This is a genomic window from Xanthomonas phaseoli pv. dieffenbachiae, assembly GCF_008639345.1.
Classification (GTDB): Bacteria; Pseudomonadota; Gammaproteobacteria; order Xanthomonadales; family Xanthomonadaceae; genus Xanthomonas; species Xanthomonas phaseoli.
In genome coordinates, this window is sequence record NZ_CP041380.1 from 2,078,802 (window position 1) to 2,104,531 (window position 25,730).

Sequence of the window (25,730 nt, forward strand, 5' to 3'; positions counted from 1 at the left end):
CGCCAGGGCGGGGCATGTGCGATCAGTAGGCGGCCAGCGCAACCCGCGCCGGCGCGCGTGCGCCTGCATGGCCAAACGGGTTGGAGGCGGCAGCAACGATCCGGAAGCTGGACACCGCTTCATCCAGCTGCTGCGCCTGCTGCTGCATGGCATTGGCCGCGGCGGTGGCTTCTTCCACCAGGGCCGCGTTCTGCTGGGTGCTCTCGTCCATCTGGGTGACGGTGAGGTTGACCTGTTCGATGCCGGCCGACTGTTCCTGCGAGGCGGCAGAAATTTCGCTCATGATGTCGGTGACGCGCTGCACCGAAGAGACGATCTCGGCCATGGTCTTGCCGGCCTGATCCACCAGCAGCGAGCCCTCGGACACCTTGCCCACCGAATCGTCGATGAGGTGCTTGATCTCCTTGGCCGCGCTGGCCGACCGCTGGGCCAGCGTGCGTACTTCCGAAGCGACCACCGCGAATCCGCGGCCTTGTTCGCCGGCACGTGCGGCTTCCACCGCGGCATTCAACGCCAGGATATTGGTCTGGAAGGCGATGCCATCGATGACGCTGATGATCTCGGCGATCTTCCTGGACGAGGTCTGGATACCGGACATGGTGTCCACCACCTGGCTCACCACCTGGCCGCCCTGCGAGGCCACGTTGGCGGCGCCGATCGCCAACTGGTTGGCCTGGCGGGCGCTCTCGGCATTCTGCTTGACGGTGGAGGTGAGCTCCTCCATCGAGGCGGCGGTTTCTTCCAGGTTGGCGGCCTGCTGTTCGGTGCGCTGCGACAGATCGTTGTTGCCAGCGGCGATTTCGCTGGCCGAGCCGGTGATGGAACTGGCCGCCTGCTGGATGCGCCCCACGATGCCGGCCAGCTGGGTGGCCGTGGCATTGGCGTCGTCGCGCATGCGCGCGAACACGCCATGGTAGTGGCCATCCAGGCGCGCGGTGAGGTCGCCTTCGGCCAGGGATGCCAGCAGCTCGGACAGCTTGCCCAGGTTGCGGTCGCTGACCTCCATCATCGTGTTGAGGTCGTGGATCATGCGCGCCGAGTCGTGCTTGAAGCGCGTGGCATCGCCGCGTTGACTGAAGTCGCCGTTGGCCGCGGCCTGGGCCAGGCGTTTGATCTCGGTGTTGATCGCCAGCAGGCTGGCCTTGGCCGCATCCATCGCTTCGTGCAGCACCGCACGGGTGCCGGGCAGGCGCGCGGCATTGCGCGACAGGTCGCCTTGCGCATACTCGTTGAGGATGCCGATCGCATCGACGATGGCATCCAGGTGCTCGAAGATCATCGTGTTGATGCCGCTGGCCAGCTCGCCGTAGACGCCCGGGAAATCGGTCGGCATGCGGTGGGTGACATCGTCGCCGGCATGCATGTGCACCATCACCTTGGTCTGTGCGGAGAAGCGTTCCAGGGTGTGAACCATCTCGTCGGTGGCCTTGAGCATCTGGCCGATTTCATCGGTGCCGTGCTCGGCGGTGCGCACGCTCAGGTCGCCGCGCGCCACCCCCTTGATGGCCGCCAGGGCACGCGATACCGGCTCCAGGATGGAGTTGCCGATCATCCAGCCTACCAGCAGGTTGATCAGCACCAGGGCGCCACCGGCGAGCGCAACGATGCCGGTGAAAACCAGCGCCTGCGATTGGGTGTCGTCCAGGTACACGCCGGTGCCGATCACCCAGCCCCACGGCTTGTACAGCGCCGCGTACGAGGTTTTCTGCACCGGATCCTTCTGCCCTGGCTTGGCCCAGGTGTAGTCGACATAGCCGCCGCCGGCCTGCGCTGCGGTGACGAACGCTGGAAACACGCGCTTGCCGTCCGGGCTGAGCACATCGCTCAACGGCTTGCCGACCAGGTCCGGGCGGGTGGGGTGCATCAGCATCGTCGGCGCCTGGTCGGTGACGTAGATGTAATCCACACCGCCACGTGCGCGCATGGTCGACAGGGTGTGCAGCGCACTCTTCTTGGCGGTCTCCACGTCGATCTCGCCCTTTTCGGCGCGTTCGGCATAGCCATTGACCACCGCAATCGCCATCTCGATCTGGCTCTTGAGACCATCGCGGCGCGTATCGGTCAGGTCGACGTACTGCATGCGTGCGGCGATCACCGCCAACGCAATGATGCCCAGCGCAACCAGGGCGGTCTGGGCGAAAAACTTGCGCTTGAGCGGCACATTGGCCAGCGTTCTTGCAACCGTGGTCTTCAGCGTCATGGCAGATATCCAGCAAAGGAATGTGACCGGTGTAAGTCGAATAGCGACCTGACCGCGAAAATGTTGAGTTGACACGACACGGCGGACGCACGATTGGTGGCGACGTCGACGTGCGAATGGTCTGCCTTTGCTAGTGCGTTAACGCGCTGACACGGCGCGTTGCGTCCTCGGCGCAGTGGCAGCGTGCTGGGCATGACAGCGGACCAGGCAGTGCCTGGAAGACATGCGGTGACGTCATTGCCGACCGCGCGCGCAGTGGCGGCTGGCACTTTCGGCGCGCATTGAGCGGCTCATATCTGCCTGGCGAATCCGTCAGGCAGTGTGGCGGGAGCGCTTAGCGTCCTGGTGGAGTGGCTGCGCATGCAGCACCGAGCATCGGGCATGGTGTGAACGGCACCGGCGGGTGGGCCCGGCGTTTGTGCAGTCGCCTCGCTGATGACCTCAGCCGCAGAAGGCGTAATGGTTCAGCGCGACGTGGAGCGCGCTGATCGCGATGCTGCCCGGTCGCTGCGTGGCCACGTTCGGGCTGACTGCAGCGGCTCAGTTGCGCTGCGCAACGTTCACGCTGGCGACCGATTGTTGCAGGCTCTGCAGTTCGGTCCACAAGACCTGGCGGGTATCGCCGCTATGGCCCAGCGACAAGGCTTGTGCGTATTGCAGGTCGCCCTCGTGCAGGGCGCGATTGGCCTGGCGGTGCTGTGCCAGATACTTGCCTAGCTGCTGCTGCACCAGCGCGAATTTGCGTGCCTGCTCGCCCTGCGGCGCGGAGGCCTGGAAGTAGCCGGCATGCCGTGCGATCCGCTGGTGCAGATTGCCAGACGCTCGTCGTAGGCTTCGATACGCGCCGCATCGTGTCTGGCAGCAAGCTGTGCACGCTGATCGTCGCGCAGCTGCGCCAGATCCACCGCCAGCGACTGCAATGCGGTAACAGGCACATTGTCCAGAAGCACCGACACCGGCGCTGCCGGGGCGGCGAAAGAGGGCGGTAACGAGACGCCGGCAGCCACCAGCGCGGCGGTGAACACACAGCCCAGCACGGTGCGGGCAGAGCGGTTGGAGTTGGCGGTGTGCATGCGGACGTCCTTCGATCTAGCGCGGGCGATGCGGCCCTCAGTGCTTGCTGTATCGGCCGCAAACGCCTGCGCTTGACCGATTTTCGACCAGCGGCACACTTGCATGGACGTCGCAGCGACTTCCTTCTCCTGCGGGAGAAGCTGGCGCGCAGCGCCGGATGAGGTGACCCAAGCCGCCGCACGCGCCCAACCGCAAGCTGTCGACAACGACACGCGAAAACGCCTGAGCAGAGTTTTCTCGCCGAAAAAGCCCCGACATCGCTGCCGGGGCTTGCTCATGTTGGTCGCCTTCGCCTGCTCCACGCAGAGGTTGCGGTCAGAACTCCTGCCAGCTCGAATCGCCATTGGCGGCTGCGGCAGTCACCGGGCGTGGCGTTGCTGTGGTTTTGGCTTTGGCCGCGACACCGGCCGGTGCGGGTGCGCGCTTGGTCGTGTTCGGTTTGGCAACGCCTGGCTTCGCGGTGGCCAGACGCGGTGGAGCGGGGCGTTTGGCTGCAGGCGCCACGGCAGCGACCTGCTGCACCTTGAAGATCGACACCGCATCGGACAGCTGACCGGCTTGCTCTTCCATCGCACGTGCCGCGGCCGTGGCTTCTTCCACCAATGCGGCGTTCTGCTGGGTGGCTTCGTCCATCTGGGTGACGGTGAGGTTGACCTGCTCGATCCCGGCCGACTGTTCCTGCGAGGCGGCAGAAATCTCACCCATGATGTCGGTGACGCGCTGCACGCTGGCGACGATGTCGGCCATGGTCTTGCCGGCCTGGTCCACCAGGACCGAGCCTTCGGCGACCTTGCTCACCGAGTCGTCGATCAGGTGCTTGATTTCCTTGGCCGCACCGGCCGAACGCTGTGCCAGCGTGCGCACTTCCGATGCAACGACGGCAAAACCACGGCCCTGTTCGCCGGCGCGTGCCGCTTCCACCGCGGCATTCAATGCCAGGATATTGGTCTGGAACGCAATGCCATCGATGACGCTGATGATGTCGGCGATCTTCTTCGACGACACCTCGATGCCGGACATGGTGGTCACCACCTGCGCCACCAAGCTGCCGCCTTGCGAGGCCACCGTGGCCGCGCCGATGGCGAGTTTGGTTGGCCTGGCGTGCATGCTCGGCATTCTGGCGGACGGTGGAGGTGAGCTCCTCCATCGACGCAGCGGTTTCTTCCAGATTCGCAGCCTGTTGTTCGGTGCGCTGCGACAGGTCGTTGTTACCGGCGGCAATCTCGCTGGCCGCGGTATTGATCGACAAGCTGGCGTGCTGGATGCGCCCGACGATATCGGCAAGTTGCGCGGTGGTGGTATTGGCATCGTCGCGCATCCGGGCGAACACGCCATTGAACTGGCCTTGCATGCGCTCGGTGAGATCGCCTGCGGCAATGGCCTGCAACAGCTTGGACAGCGCGCCGAGGTTGGCATCGGCGGTGGCCATCAGCTGGTTGAGGCTCTCCACCATCGCCTGGAAATCGTACTGGAAGCGCTGTGTGTCGCCGCGCACGCTGAAGTCGCCGTTGGCAGCAGCCTGCGCCAACAGCTTGATCTCGCTGTTCATCGCCGACAGGTTGGTCTTGACGGTATCCATGGTGGAACTGAGCACGGCCTTTTCGCCGGGCAGGCGGTCCATGTCCTGACTGAAGTCGCCGATCGCATAGTGCGACATGATCTGTGCGAGCTTCATCTTGACCGCGATATGCGAGCCGACCAGGCTATTGGTGTCGCGCACCATGGTGCCGTAGTCGCCTGGAAACGCATCGTGATCCATCCGGTAGCTGATCTGGCCGGCGTCGTGGCGCTGGGCCATTTCCGATTGCGCTGCGAGCACGGCCTGCAGTTGCCGCTGCATGCCTTCCATGCTGTGCAGCAGTTGCCCGGCTTCGTCGCGGCTGTCGACGTGGATGGCGTTGTCCAGTTTGCCCTGTGCGATGGCACTGGCCACCCGCGTGGCGCGAGCGAGCGGGCCTGCGATGCTGCGGGCGATGAACCAGCCGGCAAATGCAGCCAGCAGCACGAACAGCGCCATCGCCACGAGCATCACTTGCACCGAACGCTGGTAGGTTGCCTCGGCCTGCGCGATCTCGCTGTCCATGTGGGCGACGTTGAACTTGGTCAGTTCCACCAACTTTGCGAACAGGTCGCGCCGCGCCGGACGCGATTGCTCATCGGAAACGCGATTGGCAGTGACCAGATCGCCGGCACGCATCGCGGCGCTGAGTGCGGCGTTGGCCTTGTAGTACGCGGCCAGTTTCAGTTTGACCTCGTCGTACAACTCGGTCTCCCTGCCTGCGGTGGTGGTCTTGGCGTAGGCGTCCTGCGCCGTCGCGACGTCGGCGCGCGCCTTGTCCATGCGTTCGAAATAATTCTGCACCGCCTTCGGATCGTCGGCATGCGCCAGCTGGGCAAGTTCATAGGTGCGGAATTCGCCGAGCAGTGCGCGCATTTCGCTCAGTTGCTGCACGGCCGGTGCCCACACGGTGCCGATCTCGCGCAACAGATGTGCGCTCGATTGCATCCGCACAAGCGCAAACCCACCCAGGCCCAAGGTGATCAATGCGGTAAAGGAAAACGCCACGGCCAACTTGCGGGCGACGGCAAGATTACGGAACCAGTTCATAGCGGTCTTCTCGTATTGCAGAGAACGACTGGCCTCGTGGGCGCCCGTCAGTGGTTGGGCGAGTGACGATGGCAGAGTCGAAAGATCCGGACAAAGGGCCAGAATCTCCCGCCGGTCGTGTCGGGCCGGACGGGTGTTGCTGATGCCGGCAGTCCCCATACGGCCGGCGATCGCCCCAGCACCCATCGTGCATCGATGGCGTGGTGGGGCATTGCGGCGCGGCATCCTGGCCGCGGCGAGTGCATTACGCGGCTTGCGGCACCTTGAGCGAGCGCACCAGGCCACCGATGTCCACGATCAGCGACACCCGCCCATCGCCGAGGATGGTGGCGCCGGAAACGCCCGGAATGCGCCGGTAATTGTTCTCGATGTTCTTGACCACCACCTGCTGCTGGCCGAGCAACTCATCCACTTCCAGCGCGATCTTCTGGCCGTCGCCTTCGACCACCACCACCAGCGATTCCTTGGAGGACTGCTGCCCGCCGAAGCCGTAGTAGTTGGTGAGCGAGAGGATGGGCAGATATTCGCCACGCACCCGCAGCACCCGACCGTCGCCGGCCATCGCGCGGACGTCTTCCGGTGCCGGCTGCAGGGCTTCGAGCACGTAGGACAGCGGCAGGATCAGGGTTTCGCCGGCGACAGAGACGGTCATGCCGTCCAGAATGGCCAGGGTCAGCGGCAGACGGATCAACACGCGGGTACCGCTGCCGGCGTTGCTTTCCAGCTGCACTTCGCCACCCAGGCCCTGGATGTTGCGGCGGACCACGTCCATGCCCACGCCACGACCGGACAGGTCGGTCACCGCATCGGCGGTGGAGAAGCCCGGTGCGAAGATCAAGTCCCACACTTGCGCATCGGTCGGGTTGTCCGGCACGGCGATGCCGCGCTCGGCCGCTTTTTCCAGGATCTTGGCGCGATTGAGGCCACGGCCGTCGTCGCTGACTTCGATGACGATGTGGCCGCCCTGGTGCGAGGCCGCCAGGGTAATCGTGCCGGTTTCGTCCTTGCCGGAGGCGCGGCGCGCATCGGGCATTTCCAGGCCGTGGTCGATCGAGTTGCGCACCAGGTGCACCAACGGATCGGCGATCTTTTCGATCAGCCCCTTGTCCAGCTCGGTGCTTTCGCCAATGGTGCGCAGGCGCACCTGCTTGCCGAGGCGGCTGGAGAGGTCGCGCACCAGGCGCGGGAAGCGCCGGAACACGGCATCGACGGGCAGCATGCGCACGCCGATGACCGCTTCCTGCAGATCGCGGGTATTGCGCTCGAGCAGATCCAGTCCGGCGAACAGCTGTTCGGCATGCGCCGGGTCCAGGCCGGTGGAGACCTGCTTGAGCATGGCCTGGGTAATCACCAGCTCGCCGACCAGGTTGATCAAGGCATCGACCTTGTCGACGCTGACGCGGATCGAGCTTTCAGCTTCGGCAGCGGCGGCCTTGGCCGGTGTCGCCGCGGCGGCGGCAGGTTCGGCAACGGCACTCGGTGCGGCAGCGACCGCTGCAACCGGTGCGGCAGCCGGAGCGTCCACGGCCAGGCTCGGCGGCGGGCCGGGCACGGCCATCGGGCGGATGTCCAGCTCGCAGTCGTCCACCACCCAGGCAAAGGTGTCTTCGATCTTGCTGCGCGGAATCTTGCCGATCAGGCCCAGGTCCCACGCCAGATAGGCTTCCAGCGGGTCGATGTTTTCAAAGCCCGGCATGCGCTCTAGACGCGCGGCGATCTGCAGCGGGCCCAGGTGTTCGAGCTCGCGGATGATGCGCAACGGGTCGTTGCCGCTCATGAACAGCGACGGCGCTGGGGTGAAACCGATGTGCCAGGCTTCGGGTTCTTCTTCCTTCGGCTTGGCGACCGCCGCGGCCGCCGGTGCTTCGCCAGCGAGCACGGCATTCAAGCGGGTGTGCACGGCCTTGACCGCAGCCGGGTCGGCCGGGGTGCCGTGTTCGGCTTCGCGCAACAGGGCGCGCAGCACGTCGACCGAGCCCAGCATGGCATCGACCGCATTGGGCTCGAGCTGGCGCTTGTTGGAGCGCAGCTCGTCCAGCAGCGTCTCCAGCACGTGGGTCAGCCCGGCGACGGCGTCGAAACCGAAGGTGGCGGCGCCGCCCTTGATCGAGTGCGCGGCGCGGAACACCGAGTTGATGATTTCCGGGTCGCGGTTGCCTTCTTCAAGCGACAGCAGCCCGGCCTCCATCGCGTCGAGCCCTTCACGGCTTTCCTCGAAAAAGGTGGCGTGGAAACGTTGCAGGTCCATGCTCATGGGCGTGAAATCCGAAGCTGAAGCGAGGAGGGTTTAACCGAGAACTTTCTGCACGGTGGCGATCAGCTGTTCGGGGTTGAACGGCTTGACCAGCCAGCCGGTCGCGCCGGCCGCCTTGCCTTCGGACTTCTTGTCGGCCGCCGACTCGGTGGTGAGCATGAGCATCGGGGTGAACTTGTAGTCCGGCAGCTGGCGCAGCTCGCGGATCAGCGAGATGCCGTCCATGTTGGGCATGTTCACGTCGGTGACCACCGCATTGAAGCGCTGGCCCTTCGCGCGGCCCAGCGCAACGGCGCCGTCTTCGGCTTCTTCGACGGCAAAGCCGGCAGAGGTGAGGGCGAAAGAGACCATCTGGCGCATCGACGCCGAATCGTCCACCACTAAGATACGTGCGCTCATGCGGCGTTCTCCACAGATTTCAGGTTGTCATTGGATGCGGGGAGTCCGAGCGCGTCGGTGACGCCGAGCAGACGCGCTGCATCCCTAAAAGTGTCGTTGCAGCCATCGAATTCGGTGTGCAGGCCGGCCTGGCGGCGGCTTTGCACAAAGGCGCAGAGCAACTGCACGCTGGCGGTGTGGATGCGCCGGACTTCACCGGCATCAAGCACCAGGTCGCCGTCCTGGGTGAGGAATCCGGCAAGCTTTTGCTTGAGGTCGGCGCTGGTCTCGATGCCGAGATCCTCACCCAATGTCACTGTGCTCATTGTTGCTCCGAACGGATGGTTCTATGCGTACTAACGGCGGGGGGCGGAAAAGCTTTAACGGTGAATCGTCGTGCGTGCAGGTGCGAGCAAGCTAGGCGCGCATCAATGCAGCAGATGGGTGGCATCGAGCAGGATCATCGGCTGATGGCCCAGACGTGCCACACCGCGGAACAAGTTGTTGTAGATGCGGCACAGGCGCGCGTTGTCCGGCGGCTCGATCTGCTGATCGGTGAGGCTGGTGACGTCTTCCACGGCCGACACGCGCAGGCCCATGGTTTCGCCGTTTTCTTCCAGCACCACCACGCGGGTCTGCAGGTCCATGTCCACCGGCGATGAGCCCAGGTGGATGCCCAGATCGATCACCGGGACCACCTGGCCGCGCAGGTTCATGATGCCCAGCATGGCGCTGGGCGTGCCGCGCAGCGGCAGCAGCGGCACCGGCAACACCACTTCCTGCACCTTGAGCAATTCCAGCGCATAGGTCTGTTCGCCGCAGCGCAGACGCAGCCAGCGGGTGCTGCGTTCGCTGGCGCGGCGTTCGGCGTGAATCTTGTCGGCCTGGCCGGGCGCCAGCAGTGCCTGCAGCCCGGTCGGTGCCGGCGCGCGTGCCGGCGCCGGTGCTGCACGGGGGGCCGGGGCGGGCGCCGGGGCCGGGGCGGGTGCAGGCACCGCGACCGGTGCGGCCTCCAGCCCGAAGGCGGGGTCGGCATCCATTTCTGCCAGCAGATCGGCGGTGATCAGGTCCACTGCAGTGGGCGCGGTTCCGAACGCCGGATCGGCATCCATTTCGGCCAGGAAGTCGGCAGCGCTGGGCGCGGCCTTGACCGGCGGGGCGAACGCCGGGTCGGCATCCATTTCGGCCAGGAAGTCGGCAGCGATGTCGGCGGCGCTGGGCGCGGCCTCGACCGGCGGAGCGAAGGCCGGGTCGGCATCCATTTCGGCCAGGAAGTCGGCGGCGATGTCGGCGGCGCTGGGCGCGGCCTTGACCGGCGGAGCGAAGGCCGGGTCGGCATCCATTTCGGCCAGGAAGTCGGCGGCGATGTCGGCGGCGCTGGGCGCGGCCTTGACCGGCGGTGCGAACGCCGGATCGGCATCCATTTCGGCCAGGAAATCGGCGGCGATCGCATCGGCGCTGCGCACCGCGGCAATCGCATTGGAAGTGGCGGCCTCGGAGACGGTGGCGGCTTCGGGAGCTGCAGCAGTCTCGACCGGCGGCTCGGCCAGCGCGAGATCGGCATGCGCAAGTGCCGGCGTTTCGACCGTGGCTGCGGCGGCCGCAGGCGGGGCGACGATCTCCACGCCCGCATCGTGCAGCAGGCCTTCCAGATAATCGTCCAATTCACCGTTGGCGGTGGGGTTGCTCATGCGGCTTGCTCCATACGCATCGCGTCATCGGCCAGCACCCAATCCAGCGCGCGGCGATAGGCGGACAGGCCTCGGCCCTGATAGTCGCCGCCGGTGGCGGGAACGGTGAGTGCGGCGGCATTGCAAATACGGGTGTCCATCGGAACGGCGTCTTCCCACACCACCGGGCCGTAGGTGGTCTGCATTTCCTTGAGCGTTTCGTTGCCGGCGCGGGTGCGGCGGTCGAACAGCGTGGGCAGGATCGACACCGGCAGCTCGCGGCGGCGCGAACGCTGCACCATGTCGGCCGTGCGTACCATGCTGGCCAGACCATGCAGGGCAAGCGGCTCGGCCTGGGTCGGCACCACCACGCGGTCGCAGGCGGCCAGGGCGTTGATCATCAGCAGGCCCAGGGTGGGTGGGCAGTCCAGCAGGATGTAGTCGTGCTGGCCGGCATGCCGGGTCATGGCGTTCTGCAACGCCAGGCCCAGGCCGGGCTGGTTGGCGCTGCGGCGTTCCAGCGTGGCCAATGCGGCCTGCGCGCACACGTACGACAGGCCTGGAATGCTGCTCTCATGCGCCAGGCTGGCCAGATCGCTCGGCGGGGTGCCGAACAGGTCCAGCACCCCGCGCGGCGGCGGGTCGACCGCCACGCCGAACGCGCGGGTGAGCGAGGAGTGCGGATCGAGGTCGATCAACAAGACGCGGTGGCCGAGCGCGGCCAGGCCGCGACCCAATGCCAGCGTCGTGGTGGTCTTGCCGACGCCGCCCTTTTGGTTGGCGATTGCCCAGATACGCATGTCACTGCACTCCTTGAATTACGGCGGGGACGGAACTTGTGCCGCTTTCGGTGGTGACGGCCGTTTGGCCGCCGTCAGACTTGGGAAGCTTGGGCGCCCCGGCGGCGGTCGCATTTAATTGCGATGGCGGATCGGGTGCGAGTGAGCCAGCCGAGTCAGCGAGGATGATCAACACCACACGCCGGTTCGCATTCCGTCCCGCCTCAGTGCTGTTATCGGCACGTGCGCGGAATTCTCCATAGCCCACCATCGCCAATCGTTGCGGGGCGATGCCGTCGTCGGCGAACAGGTGCACCACGCTGGCCGCACGCGCCGCCGACAGTTCCCAGTTGGAGGGAAATTGGGCGGTCGCGATCGGCTGGTTGTCGGTATAGCCCTCCACGCGCACGCCATTGGGCGCATCGCGCAGCACCGAGGCCAGCGTGGACAGCGTCCCGCGCGCGCCGCCGGCCAGGGTGGCCGAGCCGGTGCCGAACAGGATGTCGCTGTTGATCTCCACCTCGATCCACAGATCGTTGCGGCGGATGGTGATGAGTTGCTTGTCGATCAGCGGGGCCAACGTTTTGCTCAGCTGTTGCTCCACTGCATCCATTTGCCGCTGTGCGCGCGCCAGTTGCGCCTGGTTGCGCAGCGACACCGGCATGCGCATCTGCGCGGCCATCGACGGCAGCAGGGTAGGGTCGGTCGGGCCGTTGGAGGCAGCCATCGGCGCCCCGGCCTTGATCACGGATGGGCGGTCGTAATCGGCGCCCAGGGTCTGGGTCTTGCCCAGCTGCACCGGGCTGGCCTTGTTCGACGAGCCGCCGAAGGCGCTGGTCAGCGCCTGCGCCATGACCTTGTATTTGCCCTCGTTGAGCGAGGAGATGGCGTACATCACCACGAAGAACGCCAGCAGCAGCGTCATCAGATCGGCATACGGAATCGCCCACGCTTCGTGGTTGCCATGTTCTTCGTGGTGTTTGCGACGACGGGCCATAACGCGCTAATGCAAGTAGCCTGCCAATTTCGATTCGATGTTGCGCGGGTTCTCGCCCTGGGCGATGGCGATCAGGCCTTCGATCGCCATTTCGCGCTCGTTGGTGCTGCAATGGATCACGCTCTTGAGCTTGGCGGCGACCGGCAGGAACAGCAGGTTGGCCGAGGCGATGCCGTAGATCGTCGCGGTGAAGGCCGCCGCGATGCCGTGCCCGAGCATGGCCGGGTCGGCCAGGTTCTTCATCACCGCCATCAGGCCCAGCACCGCGCCGATGATGCCCAGCGTGGGGGCATAGATGCCCATGCCCTCGAACACCTTGGCCGCGGCAAGATCCTGACGCTCCTGGTTGTCCACCTCGATCTCGAGCATGTTGCGCATGGCTTCCGGCTCCACGCCATCGACCAGCATCTGCAGGCCCTTGCGCAGGAAGGCATCGTCCTGACGCGGCAATTGGTCTTCCAGGCCCAGCAGGCCCTGGCGACGGGCGATATTGCTCCACTCGACGATACGCGCCACCAGTTGCGGGCGGTCGCTGGCCGGCGGCTGGATCACCCAGCGCAGGATCTTGAACGCGCGCCGGAAAACCGCCGGCGAGGTGTGCAGCAGGATTGCGGCCACCGTGCCGACAATGACGATCACGAAGGCAGCCGGCGACCATAGCGACGAAATGCCGGCACCTTTCAACACGCTGCCGCCTACGATCGCCACGATCGCCAGCACCAGTCCGATTACGCTGAGTCTGTCCATGCATGCGGTATCGGCCCAGGCCCGGCGGACTTGATAGATGCGCCCGGTTGGCGCGCCAGAAAGTTGTCGTTTTGGAGGAGGGGTCTTCAATTGCCGGCTTGGTTGCGGGCGGTACGCGCGGCCGCGGATCGGTTCTGGGTCGGAAAAGTCTCGATGAACTCAGCGATACCTAGCGTTGGCCCTGCTTTTTAGGAGGGCAGAGCAAACGCACGGCCTGCGCGGTGTTGAGCCCCTCTCCTGCGGGAGAGGGGTTGGGGTGAGGGTACGTCCAGGCGCAGCGCTCGGTCCCCGGCTTCGCTGACGAGCGCGAGCGCGGCCGGGAACCGTCTCTTCGACTCTGCGACATTCTTGATAACTCGCCATCACCGCACATCCCTGTAATGGCGATAGCCGGCAAGCGACGTGCAGTGGCCATGTACAAGAGGTACCGACACGCAGGTTGACCCTGCTTCTCGCTGAGCTCGGTTGTGAATGATCAAGCGCGCGCAGGCGCCGCGATAAGCCGCTTGCGCCTGGCTGCGGGCGAGGACGTTTTGCGCGTCGCGACCAAGCTGCTGCTGCCGCAGACAGGCTGTACCGTGCCGCGCGCAAGCGTGACGAGCCCGACCGCAATCGAGCGCTTGCAACGCCGCGGGCCTGCTGCGCGGCAGAATGCGCTGGCGCATGCGCTGTGCTACTTAGGTTCCCCCTGCATTAGAACGATCTAATTGCATCCGCGCGCAAGGGGAGAGAAGACCGAGGGAAACCGGGCGCCGCAACGGTGCCGGACATTTTGCGTTACTTCGCGCGGCGTTCTTGTCCGATCGTTGGATCGATACAAAGCCGCCGAGGCCGATCACTATTGGGAGAGCACGATCGAAATGAACTGCACGCTATTCGCACGCAACCGCAGCACGCTGTCGGCCGGCATCGCCATCGCCTTGTTGGCAAGCGCCGCCTCCACCCACGTCTCCGCCCAGCAGGCCGACGGCACGCCGGCGCCCACGGGCCAGGCCGCGTTGCAGGCCACGGACCTGGACGCGGTGACGGTGACCGGCTACCGCTACGCGATCGAGAAGAGCCTGGAGCAGAAGCGCAACGCCAACGCCGTGGTCGATGTGATCACCGCCGAGGACGTGGGCAAGTTCCCCGACAAGAACGTGGCCGACGCGCTGCAGCGCGTGCCCGGCGTGGTCATCAGCCGCGACGGTGGCGAAGGCAAGAACGTCAGCGTGCGCGGCCTGTCCTCGGAGCTGGTGCTGACCGAGTTGAACGGCAACTACATCGCCACCGCCGAGTCCAATGGCGACCCGACGCGCTCGTTCAACTACACGCTGCTGCCGTCCAACCTGCTGGGCAGCGCGGAGCTGTACAAGACCCCGGAAGCGCGCATCGACGAAGGCGGCATCGGCGGCACGGTGATCCTGCAGACGCGGCGCCCGCTGGAACTGGAGCCAAACTCCGGCTTCGTCTCCGCCGAGGGCACCTGGTCCGATACCAGCAAGAAGACCGACGGCCAGTTCTCCGGTTCGTACTCGTGGCACGACAAGGACAACCGCTTCGGTGTCTTCGTTGGCTACACGCAGCAAAAGCGCACCGCGCGCACGGTCGATGCCAGCACCGAGAGCTGGCAGTGGTACGGGCGCGACGAAGTCGGCCCGGCGGTCGACGTGAACGGAAATCCGTCGGACTTCAACGCCAACTGGTGGGGTGGGACCGGCTTCTGGAACCAGGACGGCAATTACTCCACCGGTTTCATGATGCCGACGGCGGTCAGCCTGGACGCCAAACGCGAGGAGCGCGAGCGCAAGGGCGGGCAACTGACCTTGCAGTTCAAGCCGACCGACGACCTGACGCTGACCGCGAACTACTTCCGCTTCGACCTGTCGCAGAATTCGCAGACCAATACCATCAAGATTCCCGAGTGGAACATCGCGCGCTACTTCGGCGACGGCAACTGGCGCGGCGGGCGCCTGCTCGACCGGCTGCAGTTCGATCCCAGCGGCACGATCGTCACCGGCGCCGCCTACAGCCTGCGTCCGGGCAAGACCTACTATTGCAGCGAGGCGCAGGCCGCCGCGGCTGGCCTGCCTCCGGGTGGCTGGGGTTCGGATGACTGCACGGTGCCGACGCCGCAGATCACCGGCAGCTACAACATCGAAAAATCGCAGTCGCAGACGGTGGACCTGGGCGGCGAATGGCGTGGTGAGCAGGTGGACGTGGCGTTCAAGGCCGGCCGCACCTGGGCCAAGGGCGGGCCGGAGCTGCAGTTTTCCCTGCCGATCAAGCCGCGCCTGCAGAACGCCGACGGCAGCTGGAGCAACGGCAACTTCGCCAGCGCCTGGGACCTGACCGGCACGCCGAGCATGACGTTCTCGCCGGAGCTGATGCAGAACCTGCGCGACGGCATCCTGCAGGTCGACCTGGGCTCCACCGGCTCGTCCTGGACCCGCAACACCAATCAGCAGCAGTACGCGCAGATCGATACCACCTGGCATATGGATGGCAACTTCTTCGACTCGCTGCAGTTCGGCATCAAGCGTCGCGACGGCGGTATCCACCGCAATACCGGCAACAACTACTGGGTGTGCCCAGGCACCGACCCGGGCGACTACGACAACCGCTACTGGAACGGGCGCTGCAATGCCATCGCCACGCAGTTCTCGCCGGGCCTGCTGTTCGCGCAGGACAACCTGGCCGGTGGATTCAACGCCAGCGCGTTCCCGTCGATCAACTTCCCGGGCTACATCGGCTACTTGAACCAAACCTACGGCGCAATGCAGACCCGTAGCGAAGACAACTTCGTCTACAACGTCGACGAAGAGATCTATTCCAGCTACCTGCAGCTCAACTTCCACACCGAACGGCTGCGTGGCAACGTCGGCGTGCGGGTGGCGCGCACCGGCCAGCGTGCCGATTCCACCGACAAGGTGACCGCCTACAACGACTACTTCTTCGACGGCGCCGACGGCAATCCGCTGGCCTGCCAGCAGGGCGCCGCCGCCCCCGGCGGCGCCCCGGCCGACACCTATTGCGGCACCGAAGGCTATTGGCGTTTGGCCGACAGCGTGCAACGCACCGAGTCGTTCGTGGTCAGCGGGCTGGACCGCAACTACACCGACGTGCTGCCGAGTTTCAACGTGGCCTACGACCTGACCGAGAACCTGCTGCTGCGCGCGGCAGCGTCGAAGGTGATCGCACGTCCCAGCTACAACGACATCGCCGCGCCTGGCAGCCTGGAGTACTACAGCCCCGAGTACGTGGCCGACCGGCGCCTGACCGGCGGGGCCAGCGAGCAGGGCTGGTACGGCTCGGGCAGCAACAAGAACCTGGAGCCGTACAAGGCCAACCAGTTCGACCTGGGGCTGGAATGGTATTTCCAGCCGGGCTCGGTGGCGGGTGTGGGACTGTTCCGCAAGAACGTGGAGAACTTCGCGGTCGACGTGATCAGCGACGTCAACATGATGATCGACGGGCAGATGGTCACCGTGCAGAACTACAGCACCCAGGCCGGCGGCCAGGACGCGGTCTCGCAAGGCGTGGAGCTCTACGCGCAACACACGCTGCCGTTCGGCCTTGGTGTGCAGTTCAACTACACCTACAACGACGCCAGCAAGGCGGCGGTGCGGCTGGAAGACGGGACCGAGGCCGGCAAGACCTCCATGCCGGGCAGCGCCAAAAACCAGACCAACCTCACCGTGTTCTACGAAGCCGACAGCCTGCTGCTGCGCGCCTCGTACAACCGTCGCGGCGAGCTGGTGCAGGGCCTGGTCAACGGGTTGAACGTCTTCGAGGAGCCGTACTACCAGATCGATGTCAATGCGGCCTACAACATCACCCCGGCGCTCAGCCTCACCGCCTCGGTGCTGAACCTGACCAAGCAGGAGTCCCGCTCGCACCTGGGCGACGACACCCGCGCCCGTTTCTATAGCGGCGGATACGCAGGTCGGCTGGCGTACCTGGGGCTGACCTACAAGTTCTAGGCTCCAGCGTGTCGCGCCCATGCCTGCCACGTGGCGGTATGGGCGCGATGGTTTGGCGACGGCCGGGCTGTAGCGTTCGCCACGACGACACTGTCGTGTGTGCGCGGTTGTTTACCGCGGGGTCTCGTCGCATGACGTCTTTCCTGTTGCGAACGCTCGCACTGTCGCTGTGGCTGGCCATGGCGTTGTCTCGCAACCTTCTTCGATCGAACTGAACTGGTCGGCGATGCTTCGCTTGACTCAGGACTTGCTGAAAGAAGTGAATCCGGAACCTTTATTTGAACCGAACATTCCGGGAAGAAGTGCCCGACCAGCACCTTTTCACCCGCCTCGACGATATCCGCGAAGCCACCCATTGGTGGATGATCGATTACAACGAACAGCGGCCCCATGACTCGCTCGGCGGCCAAACGCCCCCTGAGTACCGCGATCAACACACCAGAAGGTCTACTTTTAAGGTGTCTGCTTGACAGGGGAGCTTACGATCCATCACCCGCCATCGCCCGGAGGCGCCATGACACGCCGTCGCCCACCCATGGCATCTGCCAGCACACGGCCCACCCGCATGCGTACGCGCCCCGCGCCACCCAAGCGGGTGCAGTGGGTTGTGGTGGAACCCGACCGCACCAAGCTGCCACCGATGCTGCCGCCCGACCCGGACGCCTTCCCGCAAGGCCCCGGCACGCTACGCGCACCCCGCCGCGCCCGCCGCCCGCGCCAATGCACCGTCAGCTACACCCATTACCCCGGCGCCCACGACCACGCCGGCGACCAGCACGTGCCCCACGTCCGCCTCAGCGGCCTATGGCTGGAACAACTGGGCTTTGCCATCGGCACCAAGCTGCGCATCACCGCGAGCGAAGGGCAGCTGCTGATGGAGGTGTTGCCGCCGGGGGAGGTGCCGGCCAAGGCGCGCAGCGTGCGGCGATGATGCTGCGGCTGCCAGCCCCCTTGCGATTGACCTCGGTGCCGGATGCCACTAGCGTCGCAGCCACACCAGCGCACAACGGACGCTTCATGATCGCGCGCGCCCTCTACGCCTTGCTCGCCACCCTCGCCCTGGGCGCATGCGCCCACACGGCGGCCACCCCAGCCCCGGCAACCGTCACGGAGACATCTGCCATGCGTTCCTCAGCCGATCACGTACCTGCAGATCCTTCCAAAGGTGGACCACGTACCGCGCAGGAAGCATTGGAGCGGGTACTGGAGTTGATTCGCACAAGTGCCAGCATTGAATCGTTCACTGCCGACCATGTGTCTCGAGCAATGGGCCAGTCGGTAAAGCATCGCGATGATGGTTCCGAGCGGTTCGGTGCCAGCGGAGTGCTGACCCGAGACTGGAACTACGGGTTTGGTGTCAACAAAACCGAAGTAAAGGGTGCGTGGTTCGAGTTCCTGTTCCTGCCTAACCCGCCAGAAGCCTCTCCCTCTATGTCGGATATCTGCCAGATCGACTTCGAGGCATTTGCGGCGCACCTTGAGAAAATGGGTTTCTCGCGGCAGCGCAATCTTGTCGAGGATGGACGATGGATGAGCGATATTTTTCAACGCCCAGGCATGCGCGTAGAGCTCTTCCCGCGTGGCGAGGCTGACGAACCTTTGGCGCGCACCACTCATCAGTGCGTCGAATGGGTTCAAATTCGCTAGTCCAAGGAGCGGACATGTTGAGTCAACGCGCACCCCGCCGCGCGCGCCGCCCGCGCCAATGCACTGTCAGCTACACCCATTACCCGGCGCCCACGACCACGCAGGCGACCAGCGCGTGCCCCATATCCGCCTCAGCGACCTATGGCTGGAACAACTGGGCTTTGCCATCGGCACCAAGCTGCGCATCACCGCCAGCGCGGGGCAGTTGTTGATGGAGGTGTTGCCGCTAGTGGAGGTCCCTGCAAAGCAACTTAGGGCGCGTCGCTGAGCGCCATCCGCCGCAGTCAGGTGAAGCCTGTACGCCCTTGCCGATCTTGCAAACGCAGAACCGCGTGAGGTAAGCGCTGCCGCCGCCCGATGCGAGGTAATTGACGTGTTAGATTTCAGCGACACTCTTAGCGCAGGATCTAGAGAGATGCCCTTTCACCTTGGGAAATCCCATGGCCGGCAAGTTAACCAAGGACGTAATATCCTTCCTCGGGCAACGATGCTGCCGAGTGCGTTGCTGGCACTATGCACCTTTCATGCGGGATGTGCCCCGAGTACTCCACGCGATCAGTTAGCCGTAGCCGCCGCAAAGCCCTCCACTGAAACCAGGAGCAAAGACGTGACGGAACGTCTCAAGCAAGATGTGGATCGTTTGATCGCAACAGACTTCCAGGATGTCGCCGCCGTTAGTACTCAGCTCCAAGCTCAATTTGGACCACGGGACCTAGACGGAGAAAGGGAGCTTCGGGTAAGCGAGCAGGGCATGCTGGCAGGTGAAAAAGTGCAGCGTGTTGAGTTCATTAATGCGACAGATGATCCATCGCGAGGGAAGTTGGTTATCGATTTCTCGCCACCTGGCCCGAGTTTTGTGGAAGCTCCCTGGGCCGATGCTGTTCCTTATCCGCCTCGACCAGATGCGCGAGATTCCAGAGCCTATTGGGAGATGACAGTTAACAGAACCAAGGTCATCTTTGGTTTGACGGAAGACCAGTCACACCTGAGCTATGTTTCGATCAGCAAACTTTGAGATAAGTTTGTGAGTCAAGCAAGGGAAATGCATGATGGAAATTAATGAAGAACAAAAACTCCCACAGCAAAAACAGGTGGGTTCACCAACCAATGGTGTGCTACCCGCTTCTCCGCTGAAGGATCCAGCATTAGCGCCTTTAATTAACTCTTCGCCCACACTTCAAGCGGGTCTTTCTCAGTTCAAGCAAGATGGCATAGGCGTTGATTGGGGTAGCGCGGGTGGAGGTACTTACCTGGATCCAGGTAAGAAAGTCGTGATTGACCAGAACGCAACTGGCAAAGGCGAACGGATCGCAAGATCACTATCGCATGAGATTGGACATCATGGGTTCGCCGAACCTAAAGATTATTCTTCCAAGCAAGCTTACGTGAACAATATGCTGCGAGGCGAGGCCGCTGCAACGCTCAGCAACGCACTCGTTCGACGTGAGATTCTGAACCACCAGGGGCCAGATATCGGTATCTCTGGGAGTGGCACGAGACCGCAGCAGTACGAGGCAATTGCAGATCAGCAAATGGCGGGCCGCATCACTCGCGATGCTGCATTGAACCAGATTGCCCAGGTCTTCAAGACGGAACAACCTTCGGTCGCCCCAAGTAAGACGTACGAGCAATATTATGGCGATTACTACGACAAACACATCGTTCCCTGGAAGCTTAAACAGGGGCGGCCAGAGCCCGGGGCCATTGGCGACATCACTACTTCTGATGTGAAGCATGGTGGACTTGCCCCTGAATCACATCCGGCCTCACCGAGGACCGCGTTGTTGCCCTCACAGCCAGGCCATGCAGACCACGCGCTGTACCAGCAGATCAAAGATGGTGTGATGCAGCTGGACGCCCAGCACGGCAAGGAGTGGGATGGGGCAAGCCAACGCATGACGGCCAGCCTGCTTGCGCTGGCAAAAGAGGAAGGATTGTCGCGGGTGGACCATGTGGTGCTCAACAACCCAACGGCTCAGCTGGCGGGCGGCGAGAAGGTCTTTGTCGTGCAGGGCGCCCTCAACGACCCGGCGCACCAGCGTGCCCATATGCCAACCGTGGACGCTGTACAGACGCCAGAGACCCAGTCGTTCGATCGCCTGCAGGCAATCAACCAGACTCAGGCCCAGGCGCGCGAACAGCAGCAGGCGCTGGAGCAATCGCAGCAAGCCGCTACCCAGGCAGGCCCGTCGATGACGCGATGAGATGTTATAGATCACTGGTACGCTGGCACTCAGAGCGGCGAAGGCTGGAGTGTGTCCGTGAGCGTAAGGGTACTTAATTGCGTGCTGGTTCTGCTCCTGGCTACAACAGGTTGCACCTTGATAGTTGCCGAGACTAGTGCTCATGAGCTGCACGATCTCTCACTCTGCAGAGTCCCGGGACTGGGAGAGCGCAGGTGTAAACCGGGCATTGAAAATCGCACCGCAGATCATCGAAGATGAAAACGGGCGCTCGTATCACTTTGATCTTGGTGGGAGAAACGGGTTGCGCTACCTGGATGCCAGTTGTGGATTCGGAGCCTATGCTGAGTGCAACTTTGAGGTTGCGTCTTCGAACGGCAGAAGTTTTGGATTTTCCGAAGTTTCGACATTCAGTCTTTGGGAGCGCGACCGAGAGTTTTATCTCGTCTACCGTGTCGTTGCCCCAAAGGAGGAGCCTGAAAGAGGCCTGCGAAGAGTCGTCAAGGTGGATGACCCACCTGTGGAGATATGCAATCAGATTGGCGACTACTTAAATCTGATGTAAACGGCCGTCGCAACGTCAATGGTCTTCTCAGCAGCTTGGAGCTTGGACATCTGGCAAAGAAGGAATCGCCACTTTTGCAAAGATGCGTACACTGCGCCCTTCTGGTAAAGACACTCCTCTACCGCAGGAAGGAGCCGCGCCATATGCCATTCGCTATCTTCCGCCCCCACGTTTCGGCAGTGGCCACAGTGGTCGTTGCCGCCTTTGCAGGATGCGCCATGACCGAGCCGCCGATTTCAAAGAAACAGTTCTCCGAGCATGTTGTGACGCTGTTGGCCGGCAAGGACTCGGCTGTGGTTGAGGCCGGGACGCTGACGGATTTCGCCTGGAAGACGTTGTGCTTCGAGCGCGACGACAGTTTGTTGCTCAAGTTCGATCAGGGCGGGGAGACATCCGTGCTGCCGCTGCCTTATGAAGAGTTCTTCGTGGATGAGGCACATGTGGCCAATTCCCTCGAGGATAGCTGCGTGACGCCATCCGATCGCATCCTGATCAAGAAGAAGTATCCGGGCTATCAAGGGCCTATCGAGTTTCAGAAGGCAGCGCAGGGAGGCTGAGCCATGGTCGATATCACCGATCCGAAGGGCGCCAAGCGTGAGATCGAGCAGGAAGCGTATCGGCACTACGAACAGTTGAGCGGCATCACCTTGGCAAAGCGTCCCGATGGCACGTTCCAGTCGCAGGGACACAATGATCAGCTCGATGCCTTCCGGCATGCGTATACCAGCGGCCGTGTCACCCAGCTCGCGTTAGGGCAGCAGTGGATTGCACGTAAGTTCGGGGATGAGGCCGAGATTGGGCCGGCCCATCCAAATGATCCTTACGAACACCGGATGGACTTGTGGAACAACGAAGCCGGCCGCCGGCTCGGCGATCAGACCGCCCGGCAGGATGCGCTTGCGCGTCAGGCATACGAGGCGCTGCGTCACGGTGATCTGGCGGCCGGTTTGAATGATCCACGCCTCAGGCAGTTGTTTCCTGACGATCCACGCCTGGCGCGCCCCCAGGGAGATCCAGAACGGGACCTTGTGACCAGCAGCGATGTTGACCGGATCAACAAGGATGTGTCGCGCTTGCAGGACCAGGCGCATGACAGGTTCCCGGACACGCATCCGGATCGTGCGTATTTCAACACCCTGCGTGGGCAGCTGCCGGCATCAGTTTCCGATACCAAAGTCGCCGAGGTGATGATCGCCGCAAAGCAGGCCGGTGTGGAACGGGTTGACCAGCTCGCCGGTGTCGTCCTGCGTGATGACCATATCTTTGTGGCTGGGAAGACGCCAGGATTTCGTGTGCAGGTAGACGCAACGACGCCGGCACCCGATATGCGCCAGAGCCTCTACATGGCCGACCAGCAGAATGCCGTCCACGCCTACGACCAAGCGCAGTCACAGGCTGCACAACATGCGCCTGCGCCTGGACGGTAGCCGGCCGGATTAACGGGGGGGGCAGGTGAACTTATCAGTCAATGAGGCTCGGCTTGCGTGGCCGATATACGGGCCTGACGCCCGCAAAGCGGGGGGTCTTGGTTCGACCCTCGCGCGGAACGCCTTGTGGCCCAGGGCGTATTGCTGCTGTAGATGAAAGCGGATGCTGGCGAGCAGTCGGTGCATGTCGAGGTCGTTGGCGCCTGTCTCACGCGGCCATCTGAGGCTTTGTTGTAGCTGCCACGGCGCTTTCTTTTTCCGGATTCAAGGCGACCGCTTCGGTGCGCCTCCAGTTTCGGATTGCAAATAACGGTTCCAGGTTCACTTCCACGGCAGCCTGGTCGTCGCCAAACCATCGCGCCGATGCCTACGCGCATGGCGGCGTAAATCGGCGGCGATGCTGCTAGTGAAACGACAACGGCCGCAGTACGCGGCCGTTGTCGTTAAATCAGCAGCCAGGATCGTCTTGACGATTCCCGATTCCCGATTCCCGAATCCGAATCCGAATCCGAATCCGAATCCGAATCCGAATCCGAATCCCAAAAATCAATGATCGCTGGAGCGCAATCCATCCACATCCAGGATCAGCGCCATGCGTCCGTCGCCGATCAGGGTGGCGCCGGCGTAGCCGGGTAGGCCGCGCAGGGCGCGGGGTAGGGGCTTGATCACCACTTCCTCGCGGCCGCGCACCTGGTCCACCACCAGGCCGAAGCGGGTTTCGCCGGCCTGCAACAGCACCACGGTCAGCAGCGGCGGCTGTTCGGCCGGCACGCCCAGCCAGCGGCGCAGGTCGATCAGGGGCAGGGTGTGCGAGCGGCGGTCGAGCACGGCGCGGCCGTCGAACCAGCCCAGCGAGGTCTGCGGTGCGTGCAGCACTTCGACCACGCGTGCCAGCGGCAACGCATAGACCGCTTCGCCGGCCTGCACCAGCAGGGTCGGCAAGATCGCCAGGGTCAGCGGCACGCGGATCATGAAGCGGCTGCCGCGGCCCAGTTCGGACTGGATCTGGATCTGCCCGCTCAGTTCGCGGATACGGGACTGCACCACGTCCATGCCCACGCCACGGCCGGAGATGTCGGTGACTTCCGCCTTGGTCGAGAAGCCCGGCATGAAGATCAGGTGTAAGCACTCGTCGGTGCTCAGGCGGGCGGCGGCTTCGGCGTCGATCAGGCCCTTGTTGCGGGCGATCTCGCGCAGGCGCTCCGGGTCGATGCCGGCGCCGTCGTCCTGGATTTCGATACTGACGTAGTCGCCTTCCTGCTGCGCCGACAGGCGCACATGGCCGCTACGCGGTTTGCCGGTGGCTTCGCGCAGGGCCGGCGATTCGATGCCGTGGTCGATGGCGTTGCGCACCAGGTGCACCAAGGGGTCGGCCAGGGCTTCGACCAGATTACGATCGAGCTCCGTTTCGGCGCCGATCAGTTCCAGTTCCACTTCCTTGGACAGGGTGCGCGCGACGTCGCGGGCCACCTTGGGGAAGCGGGCGAACACCTTGCTGACCGGTTGCATGCGGGTGCGCATGACCGCGGTCTGCAAGCGTGCGGTAGCGATGTCCAGCGTGCTGACCGCGCGGTCGAGTTCTTCATCGCGCAGGCGGGTGCGCAAGGTCTTCAAGCGGTTGCGCGAGAGCACCAGTTCGCCGATCAGGTTGACGATGGCGTCCAGGCGCTTGGTGTCCACGCGCACGGTCTGTTCGGCTTCGGCGCCGGTCTTGGCCGCGGCCTTGCCGGCCACCTTGGGGGCGGGCGCATGCGCATCGTCGCCATGTGCGGCAGCAGCCGGCTTGGCAGCGGCCGCCTGCGGTGCGGCCTTGAGCGCCGGCGGGGCGCTCTTGGCGTCGAACTGCGCGATCAACGTGGCCGGCGCATGCGGCACGGCTTCGCCCAAGCCCATGGCATCCAGCATGGCCTGCAGATAATCCAGCGATTGTTGTGCGGCATCGAAGTGATGCGCCTGCAGCACCGCCTGGCCCGAGCGCGCCATGCCCAGGGTTTCTTCCGCGGCGTGGCACAGCTCCACCATGGGCTTGATCGCCAGAAAGCCGGCGCCGCCCTTGAGCGTGTGGAAGCCGCGGAACACCGCGTTGAGCTGGTCGGCTTCTTCTGGCGCCTGTTCCAGCGAGACCAGCTGTTCGCCGAGGCGATCCAGGATTTCCTGGGCCTCGACGATGAAATCGGCAGCAATATCGTCTGGAACAGCACTCATGGTTACAGCCCCAATCCGGACAGCAGGTCGTCGGCGTCGTCTTGCGACACCGCATGACGGTCCAGGCCCTTGATTGCAGGACCGGCAAGACCGCCGTCGTCTTTCTTCGGCTCGGGATTCTTCGGCGGCAAGCCGAGCGCACCGAAGCCTTCATGCACACGCCGCACGATGCCGGCCACGCGCCGGATGATCTGGCCGCTCAAATCCTGATAGCTCTGCGCCAGCGACAGTTCGGTCAGGTTATGGCGCATCTTTTCCAGCAGCGCGCCCTGGTCCTGATTGAGCCCGCCGCTGCGCAGCTGGTTGGCCAGCTCGCGGCATTCTTCGACCAGATCCAATGTGCGGTGGCTGGCCTTCTCGGTCATCTCCACCACATGGTCCAGGCGCGAGCAGGCATCGTCCAGCTCGCCGGCTTCTTCGGGCACGGTGGGCAGTTCGCCCAGTGCCTGGCCGAGTTCGCGGGCGAGCCGGCTCAGGCTCTGCATCATCGGGCGCGTGCGCAGGGCGGCGAGGTGATCCACCTCGCGACGCCAGGCGACCTGGTCACCGCTTTCCAGTGCATCGAGTGCGTTCTGCAGGCGCTCGATCAAGGCGGCACGTTCGGCATCGGTTTCCACGGTCGCGTTCATCAGGCGGTCGCCGCCAGACGTTCGAACACCTTGCCCAGCTTTTCTTCCAGCGTCTGGGCGGTGAACGGCTTGATGATGTAGCCGTTCACGCCGCACTGGGCCGCTTCGATGATCTGCTCGCGCTTGGCTTCGGCGGTCACCATCATCACCGGCAGGTGCTTGAGCTTGGCGTCGGCGCGGATGTTGCGCAGCAGGTCGATGCCGGTCATGCCGGGCATGTTCCAGTCGGTGACCACGAAATCGAACGGGCCGGCACGCAACGCGGCCAGGGCGCTGTTGCCGTCTTCGGCCTCTGCGGTATTGGTGAAGCCGAGATCGCCCAACAGGTTCTTGACGATACGTCGCATCGTCGAGAAGTCGTCCACGATCAGGATCCGCATGTTCTTGTTCACATCAAGCTCCTAA

19 protein-coding genes and 4 pseudogenes are annotated in these 25,730 nt (G+C 64.0%); 10 read left to right on the forward strand and 13 right to left on the reverse strand.

Annotated elements, in window-relative coordinates; translation table 11 throughout:
- Positions 1-22: 22 nt before the first annotated feature.
- The 10 genes and pseudogenes from FLG15_RS09500 to FLG15_RS09545 all read right to left on the reverse strand — a co-directional run bounded on the left by FLG15_RS09500 (position 23) and on the right by FLG15_RS09545 (position 12,707).
- A complete protein-coding gene (locus tag FLG15_RS09500) occupies positions 23-2,200 on the reverse strand; it encodes a methyl-accepting chemotaxis protein (protein ID WP_150145937.1) in 2,178 nt (725 codons plus the stop codon).
- 540 nt (positions 2,201-2,740) lie between these two features.
- Positions 2,741-3,273, reverse strand: a pseudogene (locus tag FLG15_RS09505) (hypothetical protein).
- A 316-nt stretch (positions 3,274-3,589) separates the two neighbouring features.
- Positions 3,590-5,882 (reverse strand): annotated as a pseudogene (locus FLG15_RS09510) (methyl-accepting chemotaxis protein).
- Between the two features lie 244 nt (positions 5,883-6,126).
- Positions 6,127-8,136: a chemotaxis protein CheA gene (locus FLG15_RS09515; RefSeq protein WP_150145940.1), complete on the reverse strand. Its 2,010-nt coding sequence runs from the start codon at positions 8,134-8,136 to the stop codon at positions 6,127-6,129.
- A gap of 33 nt (positions 8,137-8,169) precedes the next feature.
- A complete protein-coding gene (locus FLG15_RS09520) occupies positions 8,170-8,535 on the reverse strand; it encodes a response regulator (protein WP_002806565.1) in 366 nt (121 codons plus the stop codon).
- Positions 8,532-8,840: an STAS domain-containing protein gene (locus FLG15_RS09525; RefSeq protein ID WP_003489692.1), complete on the reverse strand. Its 309-nt coding sequence runs from the start codon at positions 8,838-8,840 to the stop codon at positions 8,532-8,534. Before FLG15_RS09525 ends, FLG15_RS09520 begins: the two co-directional genes overlap by 4 nt.
- Positions 8,841-8,942: 102 nt before the next feature.
- Positions 8,943-10,205 carry a chemotaxis protein CheW gene (locus FLG15_RS09530; protein WP_150145943.1) on the reverse strand — a complete coding sequence of 421 codons (1,263 nt, stop codon included), beginning with the start codon at positions 10,203-10,205 and terminating at the stop codon, positions 8,943-8,945.
- Complete coding sequence (locus FLG15_RS09535; protein WP_017155249.1) at positions 10,202-10,984, reverse strand: ParA family protein; 783 nt, start codon at positions 10,982-10,984, stop codon at positions 10,202-10,204. The genes FLG15_RS09530 and FLG15_RS09535 overlap by 4 nt, the downstream gene beginning before the upstream one ends.
- Position 10,985: 1 nt before the next feature.
- Complete coding sequence (gene motD / locus FLG15_RS09540) at positions 10,986-11,960, reverse strand: flagellar motor protein MotD (RefSeq protein WP_011347247.1); 975 nt, start codon at positions 11,958-11,960, stop codon at positions 10,986-10,988.
- 6 nt (positions 11,961-11,966) lie between these two features.
- Positions 11,967-12,707 carry a flagellar motor protein gene (locus tag FLG15_RS09545; protein ID WP_005914940.1) on the reverse strand — a complete coding sequence of 247 codons (741 nt, stop codon included), beginning with the start codon at positions 12,705-12,707 and terminating at the stop codon, positions 11,967-11,969.
- 806 nt (positions 12,708-13,513) lie between these two features.
- Here FLG15_RS09545 and FLG15_RS09555 point away from each other — a divergent pair.
- From FLG15_RS09555 to FLG15_RS09600, 10 genes and pseudogenes are all read left to right on the forward strand, one after another.
- Positions 13,514-16,669: a TonB-dependent receptor gene (locus FLG15_RS09555; RefSeq protein WP_209228135.1), complete on the forward strand. Its 3,156-nt coding sequence runs from the start codon at positions 13,514-13,516 to the stop codon at positions 16,667-16,669.
- A 281-nt stretch (positions 16,670-16,950) separates the two neighbouring features.
- Positions 16,951-17,139, forward strand: a pseudogene (locus FLG15_RS09560) (integrase core domain-containing protein); the annotation flags it as partial.
- 44 nt (positions 17,140-17,183) lie between these two features.
- Positions 17,184-17,600 (forward strand): SymE family type I addiction module toxin, encoded by a 417-nt coding sequence (locus tag FLG15_RS09565; protein ID WP_150145945.1) that lies wholly within the window; start codon positions 17,184-17,186, stop codon positions 17,598-17,600.
- Between the two features lie 86 nt (positions 17,601-17,686).
- Entirely contained in the window at positions 17,687-18,316 is a 630-nt protein-coding gene (locus FLG15_RS09570; RefSeq protein ID WP_150145947.1) for a hypothetical protein, read from the forward strand.
- Positions 18,298-18,584: pseudogene (locus FLG15_RS09575) on the forward strand (SymE family type I addiction module toxin). The gene FLG15_RS09570 and the pseudogene FLG15_RS09575 overlap by 19 nt, the downstream one beginning before the upstream one ends.
- A gap of 339 nt (positions 18,585-18,923) precedes the next feature.
- Positions 18,924-19,331 carry a hypothetical protein gene (locus FLG15_RS09580; protein WP_081023053.1) on the forward strand — a complete coding sequence of 136 codons (408 nt, stop codon included), beginning with the start codon at positions 18,924-18,926 and terminating at the stop codon, positions 19,329-19,331.
- Between the two features lie 34 nt (positions 19,332-19,365).
- Positions 19,366-20,520, forward strand: a complete 1,155-nt coding sequence (locus tag FLG15_RS09585) for an XVIPCD domain-containing protein (protein ID WP_244665564.1) — start codon at positions 19,366-19,368, stop codon at positions 20,518-20,520.
- A gap of 142 nt (positions 20,521-20,662) precedes the next feature.
- The gene (locus tag FLG15_RS23405; protein ID WP_237377015.1) at positions 20,663-21,064 is read left to right on the forward strand and encodes a hypothetical protein; all 402 of its coding nucleotides are present in this window, start codon (positions 20,663-20,665) and stop codon (positions 21,062-21,064) included.
- Positions 21,065-21,207: 143 nt separating this feature from the next.
- Positions 21,208-21,621 (forward strand): hypothetical protein, encoded by a 414-nt coding sequence (locus FLG15_RS09595; protein ID WP_053054489.1) that lies wholly within the window; start codon positions 21,208-21,210, stop codon positions 21,619-21,621.
- Between the two features lie 3 nt (positions 21,622-21,624).
- Positions 21,625-22,491: a DUF6973 domain-containing protein gene (locus FLG15_RS09600; RefSeq protein WP_150145950.1), complete on the forward strand. Its 867-nt coding sequence runs from the start codon at positions 21,625-21,627 to the stop codon at positions 22,489-22,491.
- A 546-nt stretch (positions 22,492-23,037) separates the two neighbouring features.
- On the opposite strand, the gene FLG15_RS09605 is transcribed toward FLG15_RS09600, so the two are convergent.
- From FLG15_RS09605 to cheY, 3 genes are read right to left on the reverse strand one after another with little or no spacing between them, the layout of a single operon-like run.
- Positions 23,038-24,696, reverse strand: coding sequence for a chemotaxis protein CheA (locus tag FLG15_RS09605; RefSeq protein ID WP_057679880.1), 1,659 nt, complete (start codon positions 24,694-24,696; stop codon positions 23,038-23,040).
- A 2-nt stretch (positions 24,697-24,698) separates the two neighbouring features.
- Entirely contained in the window at positions 24,699-25,325 is a 627-nt protein-coding gene (locus FLG15_RS09610; RefSeq protein ID WP_017154802.1) for a protein phosphatase CheZ, read from the reverse strand.
- Positions 25,325-25,717, reverse strand: coding sequence for a chemotaxis response regulator CheY (cheY, locus tag FLG15_RS09615; protein ID WP_002813536.1), 393 nt, complete (start codon positions 25,715-25,717; stop codon positions 25,325-25,327). Before cheY ends, FLG15_RS09610 begins: the two co-directional genes overlap by 1 nt.
- Positions 25,718-25,730: the final 13 nt, after the last annotated feature.